At 46.3% G+C, this 19,751-nt stretch carries 20 protein-coding genes and 1 riboswitch; of the genes, 14 read left to right on the top strand and 6 right to left on the bottom strand.

The features are described 5' to 3' along the window. Window positions 1-7 precede the first annotated feature (7 nt). Complete coding sequence (locus SB724_RS09705; RefSeq protein ID WP_410570922.1) at window positions 8-1,012, bottom strand: ABC transporter substrate-binding protein; 1,005 nt, start codon at window positions 1,010-1,012, stop codon at window positions 8-10. A 139-nt stretch (window positions 1,013-1,151) separates the two neighbouring features. On the opposite strand from SB724_RS09705, the gene SB724_RS09700 reads away from it, so the two are divergent. Together SB724_RS09700 and SB724_RS09695 are read left to right on the top strand one after the other, a co-directional pair. Further along, window positions 1,152-1,925, top strand: a complete 774-nt coding sequence (locus SB724_RS09700; RefSeq protein WP_265971042.1) for an alpha/beta hydrolase family protein — start codon at window positions 1,152-1,154, stop codon at window positions 1,923-1,925. Window positions 1,926-1,982: 57 nt separating this feature from the next. After that, entirely contained in the window at window positions 1,983-2,225 is a 243-nt protein-coding gene (locus SB724_RS09695) for a DUF2584 domain-containing protein (RefSeq protein ID WP_003152249.1), read from the top strand. A 42-nt stretch (window positions 2,226-2,267) separates the two neighbouring features. On the opposite strand, the gene pckA is transcribed toward SB724_RS09695, so the two are convergent. Continuing rightward, the gene (pckA, locus tag SB724_RS09690; RefSeq protein WP_224182047.1) at window positions 2,268-3,851 is read right to left on the bottom strand and encodes a phosphoenolpyruvate carboxykinase (ATP); all 1,584 of its coding nucleotides are present in this window, start codon (window positions 3,849-3,851) and stop codon (window positions 2,268-2,270) included. 197 nt (window positions 3,852-4,048) lie between these two features. Further along, window positions 4,049-4,188, top strand: a riboswitch (SAM riboswitch). 169 nt (window positions 4,189-4,357) lie between these two features. On the opposite strand from pckA, the gene metK reads away from it, so the two are divergent. From metK to alaP, 3 genes are all read left to right on the top strand, one after another. Then, the gene (gene metK / locus SB724_RS09685) at window positions 4,358-5,560 is read left to right on the top strand and encodes a methionine adenosyltransferase (RefSeq protein WP_003152253.1); all 1,203 of its coding nucleotides are present in this window, start codon (window positions 4,358-4,360) and stop codon (window positions 5,558-5,560) included. 143 nt (window positions 5,561-5,703) lie between these two features. After that, window positions 5,704-7,602 carry an asparagine synthase (glutamine-hydrolyzing) gene (gene asnB, locus SB724_RS09680; protein WP_410570919.1) on the top strand — a complete coding sequence of 633 codons (1,899 nt, stop codon included), beginning with the start codon at window positions 5,704-5,706 and terminating at the stop codon, window positions 7,600-7,602. A gap of 203 nt (window positions 7,603-7,805) precedes the next feature. Beyond that, entirely contained in the window at window positions 7,806-9,209 is a 1,404-nt protein-coding gene (gene alaP, locus SB724_RS09675) for an alanine permease AlaP (RefSeq protein WP_014418695.1), read from the top strand. Window positions 9,210-9,385: 176 nt separating this feature from the next. Here the strand turns inward: alaP and SB724_RS09670 are convergent, their stop codons facing one another. Next, complete coding sequence (locus tag SB724_RS09670) at window positions 9,386-9,901, bottom strand: gamma carbonic anhydrase (RefSeq protein WP_029326247.1); 516 nt, start codon at window positions 9,899-9,901, stop codon at window positions 9,386-9,388. A 46-nt stretch (window positions 9,902-9,947) separates the two neighbouring features. On the opposite strand from SB724_RS09670, the gene SB724_RS09665 reads away from it, so the two are divergent. The 3 genes from SB724_RS09665 to SB724_RS09655 all read left to right on the top strand — a co-directional run bounded on the left by SB724_RS09665 (window position 9,948) and on the right by SB724_RS09655 (window position 12,742). Then, the gene (locus tag SB724_RS09665; protein ID WP_265971043.1) at window positions 9,948-10,727 is read left to right on the top strand and encodes an alpha/beta hydrolase; all 780 of its coding nucleotides are present in this window, start codon (window positions 9,948-9,950) and stop codon (window positions 10,725-10,727) included. A gap of 20 nt (window positions 10,728-10,747) precedes the next feature. Beyond that, window positions 10,748-11,827 carry a tetraprenyl-beta-curcumene synthase family protein gene (locus tag SB724_RS09660; protein ID WP_025285155.1) on the top strand — a complete coding sequence of 360 codons (1,080 nt, stop codon included), beginning with the start codon at window positions 10,748-10,750 and terminating at the stop codon, window positions 11,825-11,827. Between the two features lie 105 nt (window positions 11,828-11,932). Beyond that, window positions 11,933-12,742 carry a glycerophosphodiester phosphodiesterase family protein gene (locus SB724_RS09655; RefSeq protein ID WP_410570915.1) on the top strand — a complete coding sequence of 270 codons (810 nt, stop codon included), beginning with the start codon at window positions 11,933-11,935 and terminating at the stop codon, window positions 12,740-12,742. A 17-nt stretch (window positions 12,743-12,759) separates the two neighbouring features. Here the strand turns inward: SB724_RS09655 and SB724_RS09650 are convergent, their stop codons facing one another. The 3 genes from SB724_RS09650 to mnmL all read right to left on the bottom strand — a co-directional run bounded on the left by SB724_RS09650 (window position 12,760) and on the right by mnmL (window position 14,623). Further along, window positions 12,760-12,954 (bottom strand): hypothetical protein, encoded by a 195-nt coding sequence (locus SB724_RS09650; RefSeq protein WP_003152265.1) that lies wholly within the window; start codon window positions 12,952-12,954, stop codon window positions 12,760-12,762. A 122-nt stretch (window positions 12,955-13,076) separates the two neighbouring features. Then, the gene (gene mnmM, locus SB724_RS09645; RefSeq protein WP_410570913.1) at window positions 13,077-13,658 is read right to left on the bottom strand and encodes a tRNA 5-(aminomethyl)-2-thiouridylate-methyltransferase MnmM; all 582 of its coding nucleotides are present in this window, start codon (window positions 13,656-13,658) and stop codon (window positions 13,077-13,079) included. Further along, window positions 13,655-14,623 carry a tRNA modification radical SAM protein MnmL/YtqA gene (gene mnmL / locus SB724_RS09640; protein WP_410570911.1) on the bottom strand — a complete coding sequence of 323 codons (969 nt, stop codon included), beginning with the start codon at window positions 14,621-14,623 and terminating at the stop codon, window positions 13,655-13,657. Before mnmL ends, mnmM begins: the two co-directional genes overlap by 4 nt. Window positions 14,624-14,859: 236 nt before the next feature. Here mnmL and SB724_RS09635 point away from each other — a divergent pair, with 236 nt between their 5' ends. The 6 genes from SB724_RS09635 (at window position 14,860) to SB724_RS09610 (ending at window position 19,738) form a co-directional block, all read left to right on the top strand. Continuing rightward, on the top strand, window positions 14,860-15,132 hold the full coding sequence (locus tag SB724_RS09635) for a YtzC family protein (RefSeq protein ID WP_003152272.1): 273 nt from the start codon (window positions 14,860-14,862) through the stop codon (window positions 15,130-15,132). Between the two features lie 346 nt (window positions 15,133-15,478). Beyond that, on the top strand, window positions 15,479-15,871 hold the full coding sequence (gene ytrA, locus SB724_RS09630; protein WP_003152275.1) for a GntR family transcriptional regulator YtrA: 393 nt from the start codon (window positions 15,479-15,481) through the stop codon (window positions 15,869-15,871). Next, entirely contained in the window at window positions 15,864-16,742 is an 879-nt protein-coding gene (locus SB724_RS09625; RefSeq protein ID WP_007613240.1) for an ABC transporter ATP-binding protein, read from the top strand. Before ytrA ends, SB724_RS09625 begins: the two co-directional genes overlap by 8 nt. Beyond that, the gene (locus tag SB724_RS09620; RefSeq protein ID WP_265971048.1) at window positions 16,736-17,722 is read left to right on the top strand and encodes an ABC transporter permease subunit; all 987 of its coding nucleotides are present in this window, start codon (window positions 16,736-16,738) and stop codon (window positions 17,720-17,722) included. The genes SB724_RS09625 and SB724_RS09620 overlap by 7 nt, the downstream gene beginning before the upstream one ends. Window positions 17,723-17,737: 15 nt before the next feature. Then, complete coding sequence (locus SB724_RS09615) at window positions 17,738-18,724, top strand: ABC transporter permease (RefSeq protein WP_265971049.1); 987 nt, start codon at window positions 17,738-17,740, stop codon at window positions 18,722-18,724. A 36-nt stretch (window positions 18,725-18,760) separates the two neighbouring features. After that, on the top strand, window positions 18,761-19,738 hold the full coding sequence (locus tag SB724_RS09610) for an ABC transporter permease (protein WP_265971050.1): 978 nt from the start codon (window positions 18,761-18,763) through the stop codon (window positions 19,736-19,738). The last annotated feature ends 13 nt before the right edge of the window (window positions 19,739-19,751 follow it).

The raw sequence follows: 19,751 nt of genomic DNA, 5'->3' as shown, positions 1-19,751 counted from the left end.
GTTCCTCCTATTGTTCTGAGGTGACTTTTTTGGCGATTTTTGTGTTGACGAGTTTGCTGTACGGAATATGTTTCGGGAGCTCTCCGGCTTCATCCATAATAGATTGAAGCTGTTCCCATTCATCCTTTTGCAGTACTGGGTCTGCAGAGAATGACTTTTGTTTTTTATAGCGCTCTATCGATGTTTCGATAATGACCGGATCGGTATTGGCAAATTCCTTCTGAATCAGTTTTGTGATGTCTTTGGCCGGATGGCTTTCCACCCATTGCTGGGCGCGATAGATGGCGCGGGTGAATTTTTCCGCCGTCTTTTCATTGGTTTTCAAATAACTTTCTTTTGCCATAAAGGTTGTGTATGGCACTTGGCCGGAAGCTTCTCCGAAGGATGCGACGATATGGCCGATGCCTTCTTTTTCAAACTGGGATGCCGTCGGTTCAAACAGCTGCACATAATCACCCGTTCCGGATGCGAATGCGTTGGAAATATTGGCGAAATCAATGTTTTGAACGAGGTTAATATCTTTTTTCGGCTCTATGTGATTCTTTTTCAGGACGTACTCACCGGCCATTTGGGGCATGCCGCCTTTTCGCTGGCCGAGAAATGTTTTTCCTTTTAAATCGCTCCATTTGAATGATTTCTCATCCTTCCGCGACACGAGAAATGTGCCGTCCGTCTGTGTCAGCTGCGCGAAGTTGATGACCGGATCTTTTGCTCCCTGCGCCTCCACGTAAATGGATGTTTCAGAACCGACCAGCGCGATATCAGACCCGTTTGACAAAAGCGATGTCATCGTTTTGTCCCCGCCCCATGTTGTTTGAAGTGACACTTGGAGCCCTTCTTTTTTAAAGAAACCTTTTGCCTCAGCGACATACATAGGCGTATAGAAGATGGAGTGTGTGACTTCCGCCACCTTTACCTTCGTCAGACTTTCTTCCTGTCTGCAAGCCGGAAGAATGAGCAGGAAAAAGGCGCATATGACAAAAACGCAGCCCGTTTTGAGCCATTTGTTCACGGTGTAACCTCCTTGTTTTAAGCGTTAAAATAACCTTTTCTGCTTTACATATCGTATGATGGGTATAAAAAATGTGTGAGTGCCCATATTCACGTTGGGATAGAATAAAAAAACTGATGATATAAGGAGGCGCATTGTTTTGCTGGCAGAAAAGAAAAGGTTCCCGTCTCCGAGTCCGCATGTCCGCCTCTTTGAGGTATGCTATGAGTCAGAAGGGCTGAAGGTAAAGGGGCTCCTTGCCGAGCCTGCGGCGCCGGGAACATATGACGGTTTTTTATATTTGCGCGGCGGCATAAAAAATGTCGGCATGGTACGCCCCGGAAGAATCATTCAATTCGCTTCCCAAGGCTTTGTCGTGTTTGCGCCTTATTACAGAGGCAACCAGGGCGGCGAGGGAAATGAAGATTTTGCGGGAGAGGACAGAGAGGACGCGTTTTCCGCTTTTCGCCTGCTTCGGGAGCATCCGAACGTCAGGGAAGGGCGGGTGCATATTTTCGGTTTTTCCCGGGGCGGAATCATGGGGCTTTTGACCGCGATTGAAATGGGGCATCAAGCGGCTTCGCTCGTATCATGGGGCGGTGTGAGCGATATGGTGCTTACTTATGAAGAGCGGAAGGATATGCGGCGGATGATGAAGCGGGTGATCGGCGGCACGCCGAAAAAGGTGCCGGATGAATACAGACGGCGTTCGCCGTTTGAAAACGCAGACCGCATTCAGGCCCCTGTGCTGCTCATCCATGGAGAGAATGATGAGAATGTTTCGATCGAACACGCCCGGATGATCGAGGACAAGCTGAAAGAGGCGGGGAAACCGGTGGAAACTTGGTATTACAGCGGTTTTACGCATTATTTTCCGCCGCAGGAAAACAGACGCATTGTCCGGCGGCTGGCGGAATGGATGAAGACACGGTAAGATGTCTGATTTATGATATGATAATAAAGAATAAGAGAATGAAAGGGGATTTTCATTTTGGGAATGCCTGTTGAATTTAATACCATGATTGTGACAAAAGGCAATGAAAAACGGATAGAGGAAAATATCTTTTTATTGGAGAAAGAGGGCTACCGCGTCTATCCTCTTGATATTCCGATGGACGTGCGCAAAACGAAAACCGGCGAGAAATCCGGCACCGGCGAGGTCCAAAAGCTCGAATGGGCGAACGGCCGGACAAGCATTACATACAGACTCACGTCGCTTCATTCGACAAACTGAAAAAACAAAAGCCGAGGGCATAAACGCCCTTGGCTTTTTTGATTACACGAGAGGTCCGCCGGCTTTGGCAATCGAGTCTGCATGGGAAAACTTTTTAAAGTTTTCTTTAAACTCATTGGCTAAAAACAGCGCTTTTTCGTTGTATGCTTGTTTATCGCTCCACGTGTTTTCAGGCTGAAGAACTTCATTCGGAACGCCCGGAACATGAACGGGGCTGCGCAGGCCGAAAATGCTGTCTGCCGTCATGTCAGTCTGGTTCAGTCTGCCTTCAATAGCGGCCTTGACCATCGCTCTTGTATACGAAAGTTTCATCCGTTCTCCGACTCCGTACCCTCCGCCGGTCCAACCTGTGTTGACCAGGAAGACTTGAACGCCGTGTTCGTCGATTTTATGCCCGAGCATTTCGGCATATACATGCGCCGGAAGCGGAAGGAACGGTGAACCGAAACACGTCGAGAAAGTCGTTTGCGGAGATGTCACGCCGCGCTCGGTTCCCGCGAGTTTACTGGTGTACCCGCTTAAGAAATGATACATCGCCTGTTCCTTCGTCAGTTTGCTGATCGGAGGAAGCACGCCGAATGCGTCCGCCGTTAAAAAGACGATCGCCTGCGGATGGCCGGCAATGCTCGGCTGCACGATATTGCCGATCATCTCAATCGGATATGCGGCTCTTGTGTTTTCCGTGTAGAAGGAATTGTCGTAATCCGCTTCACCCGTTTTTTCATCAAGCACGACATTCTCAAGAACAGACCCGAAGCGGATCGCACGAAAAATCTGCGGTTCTTTTTCCTCGCTCAGATTGATACATTTAGCGTAACATCCGCCTTCAATGTTGAAAACGCCGGAATCTGACCAGCCGTGCTCGTCATCGCCGATCAGTTTGCGGTCCGCATCGGCTGAAAGCGTCGTTTTCCCTGTGCCGGAAAGGCCGAAAAACAGGGCGACATCGCCTTTTTCACCGACGTTGGCTGAGCAATGCATCGGCAGTATATCCTGCTGCGGAAGCAGGAAGTTCATAATGGAGAATATTGATTTTTTCATTTCTCCGGCGTATTCGGTGCCGCCGATTAAAATGACGCGCTTTTCGAAAGAGACAATGATAAATGTTTCCGAATGCGTGCCGTCCGTCTCCGGATCTGCTTTAAAATGCGGAGCCGAGAGAATGGTGAAAGGCTGCGCTTGCGGATCTCTTTCATCCGTCTCCGGTCTGATAAACAGCTGGCGCGCGAATAAATTGTGCCACGCAAATTCATTTACGACCGTAATCGGGAGTCTGTATTTTTCATCCGCTCCCGCGAATCCTTCAAAAACAAACAGTTCATCCCGCTGTTTTAAGTAGCTGACGACTTTGGCGTACAGCTTTTCAAACGCCTCTTCAGAAATGGGCTGATTCACCGCGCCCCAATCAATTTGATTTTCTGTGCTTTGTTCACGGACGATAAATTTATCTTTAGGTGACCGGCCTGTATATGCGCCGGTGGTGGCGCGTACGGCGCCCGTTGATGTCAGCGTTCCTTCATTTCGGCTGATCACTTTTTCGGTAAGTTTTGGAGCCGATAAATTATGATGCACATTCGGACTTGCAAGTAATGCTTGAAGATCTGCGGTTAAATCAACTAATTTCATAAAAACCTTCCTTTGCCGGTTTATTTGTATTTCGCTGAATGTGGAATTAGTATAACATATATCTGAAAATAGTCTATACTATTTGGGGTTTTTTGTTTGTGTTTTTCCATTGCTTCCCGAAATAAAGGCGCGTAATCGCTTTAATTCATATTGACACTTTCCGCCCTTTTACGATAAGATATTTCATTGAGCGGATACTCTTATCCCGAGCTGGCGGAGGGACAGGCCCGATGAAGCCCAGCAACCGGTTTCTCTGTAAAAAAGCAGGTGAAAACACTGTGGGAAACCAAGGTGCTAACCTGATGCAAGGTTTAATATTTTCCTTGAGCGATAAGAGTGAAAGGCACACAGACCAAACCCTTTCCTCGAGTGGAAAAGGTTTTTTTATTTCATAAAATATGCCAATTAACATTCTCTGATATAGTATGACATTGTATTAAGAGGGAGCGAGTTCCGTATCATATGAGAAGGTCTTGCAAAAGATCTTTTTTCAGGAGGAAAAGTGAATGAGTAAAAACCGTCGACTATTTACATCTGAATCTGTTACTGAGGGTCATCCGGACAAAATCTGTGACCAAATTTCTGACAGTATCTTAGATGAGATTTTAAAAAATGACCCGAACGCGCGCGTGGCCTGCGAAACATCTGTAACGACAGGACTTGTGCTGGTAAGCGGAGAGATTACTACTTCAACATACGTTGACATTCCGAAAACAGTCCGTGAAACGATTAAAGAAATCGGCTACACACGCGCCAAATATGGATTTGATGCGGAGACTTGCGCTGTTTTAACATCAATTGATGAACAGTCTGCGGATATCGCAATGGGTGTCGATCAGGCTCTTGAAGCGCGTGAAGGCACAATGAGCGATGCTGAAATCGAAGCAATCGGAGCTGGAGACCAAGGCCTGATGTTCGGTTATGCGTGTAACGAAACGAAAGAGCTTATGCCGCTTCCGATCTCTTTGGCGCATAAATTAGCCCGCCGTTTGAGCGAAGTCCGCAAAGAAGACATTCTTCCGTACCTTCGCCCTGACGGCAAAACGCAAGTTACCGTTGAATATGATGAAAACAACAAGCCGGTCCGCATCGACGCGATCGTTATTTCAACTCAGCACCACCCGGAAATTACGCTTGAGCAGATTCAGCGCAATCTGAAAGAGCATGTCATTAATCCTGTCGTGCCTGAGGAACTGATCGATGAAGAGACAAAATACTTCATCAACCCTACGGGACGTTTCGTAATCGGCGGACCTCAAGGTGATGCGGGTCTTACGGGCCGTAAAATCATCGTTGACACATACGGCGGATATGCACGCCACGGCGGCGGTGCATTCTCCGGTAAGGATGCGACGAAGGTAGACCGTTCTGCGGCATACGCTGCGAGATACGTAGCGAAAAACATCGTGGCAGCAGGTCTTGCTGATTCTTGTGAAGTGCAGCTTGCATACGCAATCGGCGTGGCACAGCCTGTTTCTATTTCTATCAATACATTTGATACAGGAAAAGCTTCTGAAGAAAAACTGATCGAAGTCGTACGGAATAACTTCGACCTGAGACCTGCCGGCATTATTAAAATGCTTGATCTGCGCCGCCCGATCTATAAGCAGACAGCTGCTTACGGCCACTTCGGACGTCATGATGTGGATCTTCCTTGGGAGCGTACTGACAAGGCGGATGCGCTTCGCAAAGAAGCACTAGGAGAATAATTTTATAGCCGCTTACTTAAGCGGCTTTCCCTTTTTGTAGATGCTGCCATGCTTATTTTTTACATAGCGTGAAACCAATGGCGTAACAAAGCGTCTATAAAAAGGGGGTCCAATTAGAAAATTACACTTATGGAGGCTATACTATGTGTGGATTTGTCGGTGTTTTTAATAAGCATCCATTAACTCAAACCGCAGATCAAGAAGAGCTAATCAAACAAATGAACCAAATGATCGTTCACCGCGGTCCTGACAGCGATGGGTATTATCATGATGAGCACGTCGGATTCGGCTTTAGACGGCTCAGTATTATTGACGTAGAAAACGGCGGACAGCCTTTATCATATGAAGACGAAAAATATTGGATCATTTTTAACGGCGAAATCTATAACTACATTGAATTGAGAGAAGAGCTTGAAGCGAAAGGCTACACTTTCAATACAGATTCCGATACCGAAGTGCTCCTTGCGACATACCGTCATTATAAAGAAGAAGCTGCTTCAAAGCTTCGCGGAATGTTTGCGTTTTTAATCTGGAACAAAGCTGACCGCGTCATGTACGGCGCGAGAGACCCGTTCGGCATTAAACCGCTGTATTACACAACCATCGGGGATAAAGTATATTTTGCATCTGAAAGAAAAAGTTTAATGGCCGCTCAAAACGGCATTGATCTTGATACAACTTCTTTACAGCAATATATGTCTTTCCAATTCGTTCCTGAACCGAGCACGCTTGACGCTGAAGTGAAAAAAGTCGAGCCGGGCAGCCAGTTTACGATCCGCCCGGAAGGCGACATCGCGTTTAAAACATATTTCAAAGCGAACTTTAAGCCTGTTCAGTCTGATGAAAATAAATTGGTGAAAGAAGTCAGAGACGCAATCTTTGACTCTGTCAAAGTCCACATGAGAAGTGACGTGCCTGTCGGTTCGTTTCTATCCGGCGGTATCGACTCTTCTTTTATCGTCTCAGTTGCGAAAGAATTTCACCCGAGCCTTAAAACATTTTCCGTCGGTTTTGAGCAGCAGGGCTTCAGTGAGGTTGACGTAGCGAAGGAAACGGCTGCCGCGCTCGGGATTGAAAACATCAGCAAAGTCATTTCTCCTGAGGAGTATATGAACGAGCTTCCGAAAATCGTCTGGCACTTTGATGACCCGCTTGCAGATCCGGCGGCGATTCCTTTGTACTTTGTCGCGAAAGAAGCGAAAAAACATGTAACAGTCGCGTTATCCGGGGAAGGCGCGGACGAGCTGTTCGGCGGGTACAATATTTACCGCGAACCGCTTTCGCTTAAACCGTTTGAACGCATTCCGTCCGGTCTGAAAAAAATGCTTCTTCATGTGGCGTCCGTCATGCCTGAAGGAATGAGAGGGAAAAGCCTCTTAGTCCGCGGCTGCACACCGCTTGAGGAGCGCTATATCGGTAATGCGAAGATTTTTGAAGAGCCCGTGAAAAAACAGCTGCTCAAACATTACAATCCAGAGCTTTCATACCGTGATGTCACGAAGCCGTACTTTACGGAAAGCCGTTCATACAGCGACATTAATAAAATGCAGTATGTTGACATCCATACGTGGATGCGCGGCGACATCCTGTTAAAGGCTGACAAAATGACGATGGCCAACTCATTGGAACTGCGCGTGCCGTTCCTTGATAAAGTCGTGTTTGACGTGGCTTCTAAAATTCCGGATGAACTGAAAACGAAAAACGGCACGACGAAATACCTTCTGCGCAAAGCTGCTGAAGGAGTAGTGCCTGATCATGTGCTTAACCGCAAAAAACTCGGCTTCCCTGTGCCGATCCGCCACTGGCTGAAAAATGAAATGAACGAATGGGTTCGCAACATCATTCGTGAAAGTGAAACAGATGCTTATATTGAAAAGGATTATGTCCTTCAGCTTCTGGAAGATCATTGTGCCGACAGAGCGGACAACAGCCGCAAAATCTGGACCGTGCTGATCTTCATGATCTGGCACAGCATCAATGTCGAAAAAAGACTGGTGCCGGAAGAGCTGAATCATCAGCCGAAAGAAGTCATTTTCGTTTAATCCAAAAGGCTTTCGATGTTATCGAAAGCCTTTTTTCTATTGTTTTTTTGTAAACCGTCTATTCCGCTCTGTTTTCGACAAAGTATTACGCAATATTCAGAAAAAGGTTATAATAGGACTAATCGGGTAGATTCCGGAAAGTGTTTTCTGGCTATTTCGTCTCGGTTTGTGTTTCTTTGTCAAAATCAGGGGGAGGGAGAGTTATGCAAAACAAAGAAAAAACGCTTCACCGCGGCTTGGAAGAGCGGCATATCTCGCTTATGTCGTTGGGCGCCGCGATAGGAGTCGGGCTGTTTCTCGGGTCGGCTTCTGCCATAAAGCTTGCCGGGCCGGGGATTTTAGCCGCTTACGCCTGCAGCGGACTGATTATGTTTTTTATTATGCGGGCATTAGGGGAAATGGCGATTCAAAAGCCTGTAGCCGGCTCATTCAGCCGGTATGCCAGAGATTATCTCGGTCCGCTTGCCGGGTTTTTAACAGGCTGGAATTATTGGTTTTTATGGGTTGTTACCTGCATGGCGGAAATCACCGCGGTCGGCATTTATATGGGCTACTGGTTCCCTGACGTGCCGTCATGGATCTGGGCGCTTTGTGCACTCGTCATTATGACGGCTGTCAACTTTCTGGCGGTCAAAGCGTACGGTGAGCTTGAATTCTGGTTTGCGCTCATTAAAGTCTTGGCGATTCTGTCAATGATCGCGATCGGTCTGGTGATGATCGTATTCGGTCTCGGAAACGGAGGCGTTGCGCTCGGAATCAGCAATTTATGGAGCCACGGCGGCTTTTTCCCGAATGGGATTAAAGGGGTGCTGCTGTCGCTTCAAATGGTCATGTTTGCCTATCTCGGGATTGAGCTGATCGGTGTTACAGCCGGTGAGGTCAAAAATCCGGAAAAATCACTGGCGCGGGCCATAGATACTGTTTTTTGGCGCATTCTCATTTTTTACGTCGGAGCTTTGTTTGTCATTATGTCAATTTATCCGTGGCAGGAAATCGGTTCAGGCGGAAGCCCGTTTGTTTTGACATTTGAAAAAATCGGAATACCCGCTGCAGCCGGAATCATTAATTTTGTCGTATTGACGGCGGCTCTTTCTTCCTGCAACAGCGGGATCTTCAGCACGGGGCGCATGCTGTTCAATCTGGCGGAGCAAAATGAAGCGCCTAAAGCATACGGTACGGTCACAAAAGGCGGTGTGCCGGGAAAAGCGGTATTGGTTTCAGCGGGCGCGTTGTGCATCGGCGTTTTGCTGAACTACGTGGTGCCGGCGAAAGTGTTTACGTGGGTGACGAGCATTGCGACGTTCGGGGCGATTTGGACATGGTCGATTATTTTGCTTTCCCAAATGAAATACCGTAAAAGCTTACAGCCGGAACAACGGAAAAAACTGAAATATAAAATGCCTTTATACCCCTTTTCCTCATATATCTCGCTGGCATTTCTGGCTTTTGTCGTTGTGCTGATGGCTTTTGATGCAGAGACCCGGGTGGCCGTCATCATCGGTCCTGTCTGGTTCGGCATATTATTAGCCGCCTATTACGGAAAAGGTTTCCATAAAAGAAAAGACATAGATCTGGAAAACGGACAGACATTCGCCGAAAAAGCGTAAAAAAAGAGCCCGGGACATGGGCTCTTTTTTTCATAGGATCGGGCCGGCGGGGGAAGAATAAAACAAATTCCTGAACATTTTGCTTCTGTTTCCTGACAATCGGGAGAATGCAAATGGTTTTTACTTAAATAATATTTTGAAAAATGGTACAGTAGTAAAACAAAGCTGATCTATTTTTATTTCTCTTGCAGTGTTTTATAGTATCGGCCTTTTTCAACATATTCCGTTCTGATTCTTTCCATGTCCCGTATGTCTTCTTCTGTCAGCCGGCGGATAACCTTTGCGGGCCGGCCGAACGCAAGACAGCCGGGAGGAATGGTTTTGCCCGGAGGAACGAGACTTCCGGCGCCGATAAATGCGCCTTCTCCGATTTCCGCCCCGTCAAGAATGACGGAGCCCATACCGATTAAAGCATTCTTTCTGATGATTGCGCTGTGCAGTGTAACCTGATGGCCGATCGTGACGTCATCTTCAATAAGAAGCGGGCGGTTCGGACTTTGATGCAGACAGCTCAAGTCTTGTATGCTGACTCTTTTTCCGATCCTTGTCGGCGCAACATCCCCCCGGATGACGGCTGAGAACCAAATGCTCGATTGTTCTCCGATCACGACGTCGCCCGTAATGACGGCGTTATCCGCAATGAACGCTTCAGGATGTATGTCAGGCGTAAATTGTTTATAAGGGTAGATTATCATGTCTCATCCTTCTTTCTCTAAATTTATGTAAGAGGTGAACTGCATGTGGACTTGGAAAGCAGACAGGCCCGTCGGTACCATTGTCATTATCCACGGGGCGAGCGAATACCACGGGCGCTATAAATGGCTCGTTGAAATGTGGAGATCTTCCGGATATAACGTGGTGATGGGCGATTTGCCCGGTCAGGGAACGTCGACCCGCGCCAGAGGGCATATTCGCTCTTTCCAAGAATACATTGATGAAGTAGATATATGGATTGATAAAGCGAGAACGCTTGAAGCGCCCGTTTTCCTTTTGGGCCACAGCATGGGCGGACTGATTGCGATAGAATGGTTTAAGCAGCAGAGAAATCCCCGTATTACGGCACTCATTTTATCATCACCTTGTCTGGGTCTGCAAATAAAAGTCAATAAAGTCCTTGATTTTGCGTCTAAAGGACTGAACGTCCTCGCTCCGTCCCTCAGAGTGGATTCCGGCTTATCACCTGATATGGCAACGAGGAATGCGGATATGATTGAAGCGGATCAAAACGATTCTTTATATGTCACGAAGGTATCCGTAAGATGGTACAGAGAGCTTTTAAAAACCATTGATGCCGCTATGGTGCCGACTGATTCGTTTTTAAAGGTGCCGCTTTTGCTTATGCAGGGCGGTGATGACAAAATCGTCGATAAAATGAAGGTCCGCAAATGGTTTTCCGGTGTGGCTTCCCATAATAAATCGTACCGGGAATGGGAAGGGCTTTATCATGAAATTTTTAATGAACCGGAAAGAGAAACTGTGTTTAAGGCGGCAAAAGCCTTTACAGATCAGTATATTTGAATTCGCTGGGGGTGCATATGTTGACAGTACCGGAACATCCTTTTAACCTTATGGCAAAAGTGTATCGGGAAATTTTTCCGCTCGTTCATCAGGAATTGAACATGTGGCGGGAAAAATCAGATTCCATTAAAAATACCGAACTGCGGCAGCAGGCGGCCGCAAGTATCCGCGATAAATCGTTTCATTGTGAAGGCGGCGGCATTTTAGCCCTGCTTTCGGGAGAGCAGAAACAGAAATGCGTGCAATTTATCATCGCGTATCAGACAATCAGTGATTATCTGGACAATCTGTGCGACCGCAGCACCTCGCTTGATCCCGAGGACTTCCGCATGCTTCATCTCTCCATGCGTGACGCGCTGACGGTCGGCGCCGAGGTGCGGCCGTACTATCAGTACAGAGACGAGCGGGATGACGGCGGTTATCTTCATGAGCTGGTGAGAACATGCCAGCGGGTGCTCGGGTCAATAGAACATTACGGTATCATTAAACCTTATTTGCTTGAGCTGTGTGATTATTATTGCGACCTTCAGGTTCATAAGCATGTCGTTGAGCATGAACGCGTGCCGAGGCTTAAAGGCTGGTTTGAGCAGTACCGGTCACAGCTTCCGGAAATGGAGTGGTTTGAGTTCTCGGCCTGCGCCGGATCGACGTTAGGCATTTTCTGTCTCGTTGCTTACTCATTCCAGCCTGATTTTAACGAACATACCGCTGAGAAAATCCGCAGCAGTTATTTTCCGTACATACAAGGGCTGCACATACTGCTCGATTATTTAATTGACCAGGAAGAGGATCTGCTTGAAGGCGATCTGAATTTCTGTACGTATTATCAGTCTCATGAAGAAATGATGCAGAGACTGCAGCATTTTATTGAAAAAGCGGATGAACATTTGCAAGGCATTCCGCATGAAAATTTTCACCGGCTGATCAACAGGGGGCTGCTCGGTGTCTATTTATCCGATGACAAAGTCGCCGGCCAAAAAGAAATGGGCCGCCTTGCGCGAAAGCTGATCAGGGCAAGCGGAAAAACGTCATTTTTCTTTTATATCAACGGAAGAGCCTACCGCAAATTTCAGAAGATGGCTTGGACGAAAAGTTCGTAATGGGTGAACTGCGCCTCTCGTGTACATCATGACGGCGCAGTTTTTTATTTATGATGTGAAGAATGAAACATTGTTTGCGCCTGCAGAATATGATACTTTAATTTTATGAAAAAATTAAAGTATTTAGCGGTCATAGCATTACTTTCCATTTCCGGAGGCTGCTCCGTCACCCATGCTTCCGCCGGCTATCATCCTGTCTTGATAGCGCACAGGGGCTCTTCTGCGATTGAGCCGGAACATACCGCTTTGTCTTATGCACGTGCGATTAAAGACAAAGCAGATTATATTGAGATAGACTTACGGGAGACGAAGGACGGCCGTCTGATTGCAATTCACGATAAAACGGTAGACCGGACAACAGATGGTAAAGGGATGACAGATGATCTGTCTTTGGCTCAGATTAAGAAACTGAATGCGGGAAAAGGAGAAAAGATTTTAACATTAGAAGAAATCATACAGAAATTCGGACAAACTGCCAATTACTATATTGAGACAAGAGAAAGCAACGGCAGCCTGGTGATGGAAAAGAAACTGATTGACATATTACAAAAACATAAGCTGATTTCCAGCCAAAAAGCAGTCATTGAGTCTTTTAGCGGGAAGAGCTTAAAAAAAGTTCGATCTATGAATAAAAAAGTTCCTCTTGTTCGATTATTAAAAGATAACGAAGCTGAGGAGATAAATGATAAGCAGCTGCAAACCATCAGAACGTATGCTGATACAGTCGGGCTCAACGCCAAATTGGCAAATGAAGCAGTCGTGAAGCGCATTCATCACAATAAGATGAAAGTGCACGTGTTTTTTGATAAGGAAGACGAGCATACGCTGACGCCTATTATGCTGAAACAAAAAGCAGATGGTATCTTTACAAACAATCCCGCTTATACACGCAGCGTGCTGCAAAACAGTAAATAAAAAGAGACACGCGCATTTTACGCTGTCTCTTTTTTTAACGGTTTCTTTTTTGCCGCAAGGTGCATTGCGAATTTGCCGATCAGCCCGATGACAAAAAATGCAGCAAACCACCAGTAATAGGTTTTCGCGAACTCAAATCCTAAATGTCTTGATAAAATGATGACGAACATCACATAGGGAACACTTGAAAATATGATGCGAAGAATATTCAAACTGCCGCTCCTCCCAGATGATACACTAAAAAGATGTGCTTTTTTCCATTATTTCATAGTAATTGATTTTTCTTGAAAAGTAAACACAAAAAGAGTCGGCCCGCTTATGACAGGCCGATTCTTTATTTGCCGGCAGATTTCTTTTCAATCGCTATAATAAACGGCGGGTCGTTTCGCTGGTTGAGAAAGCCGTAGCTCAGCACGCGCGCTTTTTCCTGATCAAGATTGCTGCAGTACTCCAGTAATGAACTTTTTTCCGTCTTGCCTTCAGGATGCCCGTGGTACACAACGAGAACGATCAGCCCGTTCTCCTTCAGCAGTTCAAGGAGCTGTTCGATCGCGGAAATGGTTGAGTGACCGTTTGTCGTAATGCTTTTATCGCCGCCGGGCAGATAGCCGAGATTAAAGACGGCGCAAGCCACACGGCCGTGCGCATCTTCAGGCAGCGATGCCTTTATTTGATCATGGCTCTTATGGTGAAGTGTGACGCGCGGGCTGAAGTCGGCACCGAGCCGCTCCTTCGTTTTAGCGAGTGCGTCCGCTTGAATATCAAAAGCATGAACATGTCCTGTCTCACCGACAAGGCCGGCCAGAAAATATGTATCATGTCCGTTGCCCATCGTCGCGTCAACCGTGATATCACCTTCCTGTGCGGCGGACTTCAGCAATTCTTTACTGAAAGGGAGGATGTGCATCAAGGTCATAGGGCGGTCTCCTCCCCGATCTTTCTGAAGAGCTTCCCTTGATAGCTTCCACGTGTTTCCAGCTCTTTTTGAATGGCGCCCAATACTTCCCACTTATTGACGCTCCACATCGGTCCGACCATTAATTCGATCGGCCCGTCTCCCGTAATGCGGTGAACAATCATTTCCTGGGGAATGATTTCGAGCTGATCACATACAAGACTTACATACTCTTCTTGAGAAAGAAACTCCAGCTTTCCTTTTTCATATTGCTTCACCATCGGTGTGCCTTTTAATAAGTGAAGCAGGTGAATTTTAATGCCTTGCACATCCAAATCAGCGACGGCTTTGGCCGTCTCCATCATCATGTCCCTGTTTTCAAGCGGAAGCCCGTTAATGATATGGGAACAAACGCGTATGCCGTGTTTTCTCAGTTTATTGACACCCTCAACATAGCAGTCAAAATCATGGGCGCGGTTGATCAGAAGGGCGGTCCGCTCATGCACGGTCTGCAGCCCGAGTTCAACCCACAAATAGGTCCGCTCATTCAGTTCGGCCAAATATTCCACGACATCGTCCGGCAGGCAGTCCGGACGGGTCGCGATCGACATGCCGACAACGCCGTCAAGCTTGAGGACGGATTCGAATTTTTCACGCAGCTCCTCTACCGGGGCATGCGTATTCGTGAACGCTTGGAAATATGCGATATATTTGCCGTCTTTCCACTTTTCGTGCATGCGGTTTTTAATATCGTGAAATTGCGTGAGTAAGTCATCGGCCCGATTGCCGGCAAAATCGCCGGAGCCCGCCGCGCTGCAGAATGTGCAGCCTCCGTGTGCAACTGTGCCGTCCCGATTCGGGCAGTCAAAACCGCCGTCAAGCGCGACTTTAAACACTTTATGCCCGAAATGCTCCCGCAGATGATAATTTAATGTATGGTACCGTTTTTCCGTATTTGAATAAGGAAAAGGGTTATTCTCGTTCAATGTTCAAAAAGCCTCCCTCACATCAGATGCATCCTAAAATTGTAGCATGAATGATGGGGGTTCACAATCTGAAAACAGGATGCGGCTTTCTTTTGTTTATTATGACTGCAGGCAGGATTCTCATTCCTTTAGTTAAACACGGAAAATTTGGTTCTCTTTCCTTCAACCTTCGGGTGTTATTATTTTTGGTCCGCTCAAACTAAGTTTGATTTCCCATTCACTGAGGAGGGGTTTCGTTGGCAACAAGACAATCAGTAGATGAACATCTCCAAAGAAGCGAACAGGCGTATGAATTTGCGAATGAGCAATTTATGACCGCTTCGAAACAAGAGCATTATAATGATAATGAGTACAGTGAAGCGCAAATGATGCTTGAAAACGCGGTGAATGAATTAAACAAGCTGTCATTATCTGCGAATGATCAGCAAAGAGAGCAGCTTTATCGAATGAGATTGCAGCTGCAGACCTTGCAAAACAATATGATTTTGCAGCGTAATTTTGATTACTGACCGCGCCGTTTCAAATGGTTCAGCAAACCTGCCGGAATCCCGGCGGGTTTTTTTGTATTTTTTTAAAAAAGAATTGACAATAGGGCGGAGTGTGTTTATTGTATTACGTGTACTACTTGGTGTAATACACATAAAACACTCAAAAAATGAAATCGACATATAAATGTTAAGCATAGGGAAGGGGAACTTTCATGAAAAACAAAAGATCCGTAAAACAAGATGTGCCTCTTATTATCGCCGCCTCGGTTTTGGCCAGCAGTCTGTTTGTCGTTCTTGTCGTCATCGGTTTTCAATGGCAGAACATTTAAAGAAAGAGAGCAGCTCGTAAAAGAAAGAAGGGAAGTAAATGATTCAAATCGATCCGAGAAGCTCAACTCCGATTTATGAGCAGATCATACAGCAACTGAAAGAGCTTTGTTTAAAAGGGATCATGAAGCCGGGGGATAAACTTCCTTCTGTCAGGGAATTGGCAACGATCATTATCGCCAATCCGAACACAGTCAGTAAAGCATACAAGGAGCTCGAACGCGATGGTGTCATTGAAACGCTGAGGGGAAGAGGAACGTATATATCGGAGAATGCAAAAACGACATTGGTTGAAGGGAAGATGACGATGATAAAAGAGCAATTGAAACAGCTCATCATCGATGCCCATTACGCGGGAGTTGAGCTGGAGAAGCTGCAGGAATGGATAAAGGAAATCAGCGCTGATGTGAAAGGAGGCAAGGATCATGATTGAATTGCGGAATCTCTCAAAAACGATAGACGGTAAAGAAGTGCTCAAGGATATTTCGCTCACCATCGGAAAGGGGGAAATTTTCGGGCTGCTCGGGCGAAACGGATCAGGGAAAACAACACTGCTCCGGCTCATTCAGCAGATTCTGCTGCCGGATCAAGGGACGGTTTTATTTAATCAGGTGGAAATAAAGCGGCATCCGAAAGTAAAACAGAACATCATTTATATGCCTGTTGAAAATCCTTTTTATGACAAGTATACATATAAACAGCTTGTTGCGATTGTAAGCAGAATCTATCCGAATTTTGATGTGACTTACGCCAATGAGCTGATGAACAGGTACGGCATTCCGGAAACGAAGAAATACCGTGAATTATCGACAGGCCTGAAAAAACAGCTTGCGCTCGTCCTTGCCTTTGCTTCACGCCCGGCACTTATTCTTTTGGATGAACCGACGGACGGAATTGACGCCGTAACGCGTCATGATGTGCTGCAGCTTATGGTGGATGAAGTGGCTGAACGGGAAACGAGCATTCTGATTACCTCACACCGTTTAGAAGATATTGAGCGAATGTGCAACCGGATCGGGTTTTTGGAAGGAAATCAGCTGACGAATGTGATGGACTTGGATGATATGAAGGAAGAGTACATGAAAATCCAAATGGCATTTGAAGAAAACGTCGCCTTGAAGATCAGAGAACAAAACATACCGATTCTCGACCATGCCGGTGTGTTTTATACGGTGCTGATTCAAAAGAACGATGAAAAGAAAAAGAACTTTCTGCAAGAGCTGCAGCCGAAAGTATGGAACGAACTTCCTGTGAACTTAGAAGAAGTCTTCATCGCGAAGTTTGGAGGGAACCGGAGATGGTAGACAGGGGATTGCTGTACAGGGAATGGGTGCAGAATCGAACTGTTCTTGTGATGGTCGGCATTTTTTTAGCGGCGGTCAATCCATTTGAAGTGTTAAATACCTATCTGGTCTATCAAGGCTGTCTGGACACCCCGGAAGCATATTGTAACTTTTATGTGAATTCTCTGGAGAGCGGAATGCTGAACTTAAACTGGGCGCCCGCTGTCATCTTAGCGGTTTGCTTATTCGGACTGGAGCGCACAAAAGGAACGATTGATACGCTTTTCAGTCTGCCTTATTCCCGCGCTCAGGTGTTTCACACTAAATTTTGGCTCGGGGCGGCGGTCATTGCCGGCGCTCAGGTGATCGGCTACGGGCTGGCTGAGCTGCTCATTCTTCTGTTAAAGCCTGAGCGCGTATATTTCTTTCACCATTACAGCGTCGGAGAGATTATTGTGAGTGTTTTGGCTTTTACATTGGTTGCGAGCGCGGGCTGCTTAACGGGGAATACGTTCGCCCAGCTGTTAACGGCGTTTGCTGTGTCGATATCACCATACCTGATCATTACGTTGCCGTTGTCTAATGTAGAAGTCATCTTCGGAGCCGGCATGTATGAGCTGATGCCGTCAGTCGATGCTTATATCAAAGTATACAATCTTTTTCAATACTTGAATCCGATCATGTACATTGATACAGATTGGGTATCTGCCAGCAAGTATATATTAATTATCCCGGCAGTGATGAGCATTGTATTTTATGCCATCGGGTACTTTTGCTATGTCAGGCAGCCGGTGGAACGGAACGGCCGTTTTTTTCTCTGGAGACAGCTTGACCGGCCCATTCAGATTGTGGTGATCATAATCGCCGTTCTCGGTTTTGGCCTGGCGGGGTACTCGACGGGACATACGATGACAGGGTATGTGGCCGGGATGCTGGTCGGAGGAGCGATCGGATTTTTGGTCAGTTATTTTGTGATTTATAAAAAAACGAAGCATGTGTAAGAGAGGAGGACCGGAATGATACCGCGGGGATTGTTGTACACAGAATGGAAAAAAAATCAGTGGTTGTTTTTATGCAGCGGCATTCTTTTAATGGCGGCAAACCCTTTTATGGTTTATAACAACTACTCAACATATCAAGAATGTTTGAATAACCCAGCTCTTCAAGATTGTGAATTCGTTGTCAATTATACGAATGGGTCGCCTCTTTCCTTCAGCTGGGTTGTGAGTGTCATCATTGCTGTCTTCTTATTAGGCTTGGAACGGACAAAGGGAACGATGGATGCTTTGTTAAGCATGCCTTACAGCAGAGGCCAAATCTTTCAGACGAAATTCTGGCTCGGCGGGGCCGTCATTGTTGTTCCTCAGGCGATAGGCTATGGAGCGGCGTCATTGCTGATATCTTTGCTGAAACCGAGCCATACGTACGATTTTGATCATTTTTCAATCGGAATGATTGTCATCAGTTTTATGGCTTACACCTTGTTAATGGCATCCGGCGCATTAACGGGACAGATATTCGCCCAGCTGTTAACGGCGTTTACAGTAACGGTTCTGCCCTTTTTACTCATCGGTCTGCCGGCCGCGAATTTGGAGGTCGTTTTCGATTTTAGTGTCGGAGATCAATTTTCTTTTATCAGCAGTTATATCGAATCCCGTCTTTTTATATTTGTAACCCCTATTGGATATGTGTTTAACGACTGGATCAGAGAAAGGGATTTGGTTTTAATCATTCCGATTGTGATGAGCCTTGTCTTTTATCTGATCGGTTACGTCAGCTTTCTGAAACATCCGAATGAACGGAACGGCAGATTCTTTCTTTGGAGAAAATTGGACCGGCCGGTGCAGATCTTGGTGATTGCCTTTGCCGTTATGGGTTTCGGCGTTTTCGGATATGGGGTCACAGACACGATGTTCGGCTATTTAGCCGGCATTATCTTCGGCGCGATTATCGGGTTTTTCATCAGTTATTTTACGGTTTACAGGAAGTCAAAGCATATGTAGATCTGTTTGAAAATGAACAGTTTGGAGGAAAGCAAGGTGCCGATTAGCGGTTTGCTTTATAAAGAATGGAAGCAGCGGCAGACGCTGCTGCTTCTTACAGCGGGGTTCTTAGCTATTTTAGGCCCTTTGGCAATTATAAATGAGTATTTTCACTATAAGGATTGTTTGAGTGCGCTTCATCAATATTCAGGTTCAGTTTGTACGTTCAGCATTGATTACAGCAATCGGAATTTGATTGGGCTGCATTTCATTCCTCCGGTTATGATGGGGCTTTTTCTGATAAGAGGAGGCCGGGCTGAAAGGATGTTTACACTGAGTCTTCCGTATTCGAGAAGCCGGATATTTCATACGAAGTTTTTCTTGGGAGCAGCCGTGTTAGCCAGCTCGCAGTTTGTTTCTTACGGAGTATCTGACATATTGTTTCTAGCGCTTAAACCTGACGCTGTCAATCATTTTCAATCGTTCAGCTCAGGGATGCTGGTCATCAGCTTGATGATTTATGCATTAGTGACAGCTGCCGGCACGATAACGGGCAATTTAGCGGCGCAGCTGATCACAGCGTTCACGGTTTCCGTCTTTCCGATCGTGGTTATGACGATTTACCTGTTAAACGCTGAGTTCCTTTTTGGCAGGCAGGCTGTGCCGGATATTGATTTCCCTTGGAGCGGATTTCTGATCTATTTCATGCCTGCCGCTTACATCCATATATCATGGATGTATTACAAACACGCATTGTTAATCTCCGCATTAATGGGATTTTGTTTCTATCTATTCGGCTATGCGAATTTCCTGAAAATGCCGAGTGAACGAAGCGGTCATTTTATCCTGAGCAAACACATTGAGCGCATCATTCAAGTGCTCGTCATGGTGCTCAGTATGCTGGGAAGTGCGGGGGTATGCGGATATGCTTATAACGGCTCGTATACCGGTTACATATTCGGCATGCTTCTCGGTGCGATTATCGGGTTTTTCATCAGTTATTACTTCATCTATAAAAAAACGAAACAGATATAAGGGGGAGTGGTGT

It is taken from the genome of Bacillus sp. SIMBA_031 (assembly GCF_046535225.1).
GTDB classification, from domain to species: Bacteria; Bacillota; Bacilli; order Bacillales; family Bacillaceae; genus Bacillus; species Bacillus velezensis.
Note: the sequence above shows the minus strand (reverse complement) of the source record. Positions and strands in the feature narration are given on the sequence as shown.

Bases quoted from the DNA above. Each gene is read 5' to 3' on its own strand.
- SB724_RS09655 (WP_410570915.1), top strand. From the start codon at position 11,933: ATGAAAAAATTAAAGTATTTAGCGGTCATAGCATTACTTTCCATTTCC.
- SB724_RS09665 (WP_265971043.1), top strand. From the start codon at position 9,948: ATGTGGACTTGGAAAGCAGACAGGCCCGTCGGTACCATTGTCATTATC.
- SB724_RS09615 (WP_265971049.1), top strand. From the start codon at position 17,738: ATGATACCGCGGGGATTGTTGTACACAGAATGGAAAAAAAATCAGTGG.
- pckA (WP_224182047.1), bottom strand. From the start codon at position 3,851: ATGAAATTAGTTGATTTAACCGCAGATCTTCAAGCATTACTTGCAAGT.
- SB724_RS09625 (WP_007613240.1), top strand. From the start codon at position 15,864: ATGATTGAATTGCGGAATCTCTCAAAAACGATAGACGGTAAAGAAGTG.
- alaP (WP_014418695.1), top strand. From the start codon at position 7,806: ATGCAAAACAAAGAAAAAACGCTTCACCGCGGCTTGGAAGAGCGGCAT.
- mnmM (WP_410570913.1), bottom strand. From the start codon at position 13,658: ATGACCTTGATGCACATCCTCCCTTTCAGTAAAGAATTGCTGAAGTCC.
- ytrA (WP_003152275.1), top strand. From the start codon at position 15,479: ATGATTCAAATCGATCCGAGAAGCTCAACTCCGATTTATGAGCAGATC.
- metK (WP_003152253.1), top strand. From the start codon at position 4,358: ATGAGTAAAAACCGTCGACTATTTACATCTGAATCTGTTACTGAGGGT.
- asnB (WP_410570919.1), top strand. From the start codon at position 5,704: ATGTGTGGATTTGTCGGTGTTTTTAATAAGCATCCATTAACTCAAACC.
- SB724_RS09620 (WP_265971048.1), top strand. From the start codon at position 16,736: ATGGTAGACAGGGGATTGCTGTACAGGGAATGGGTGCAGAATCGAACT.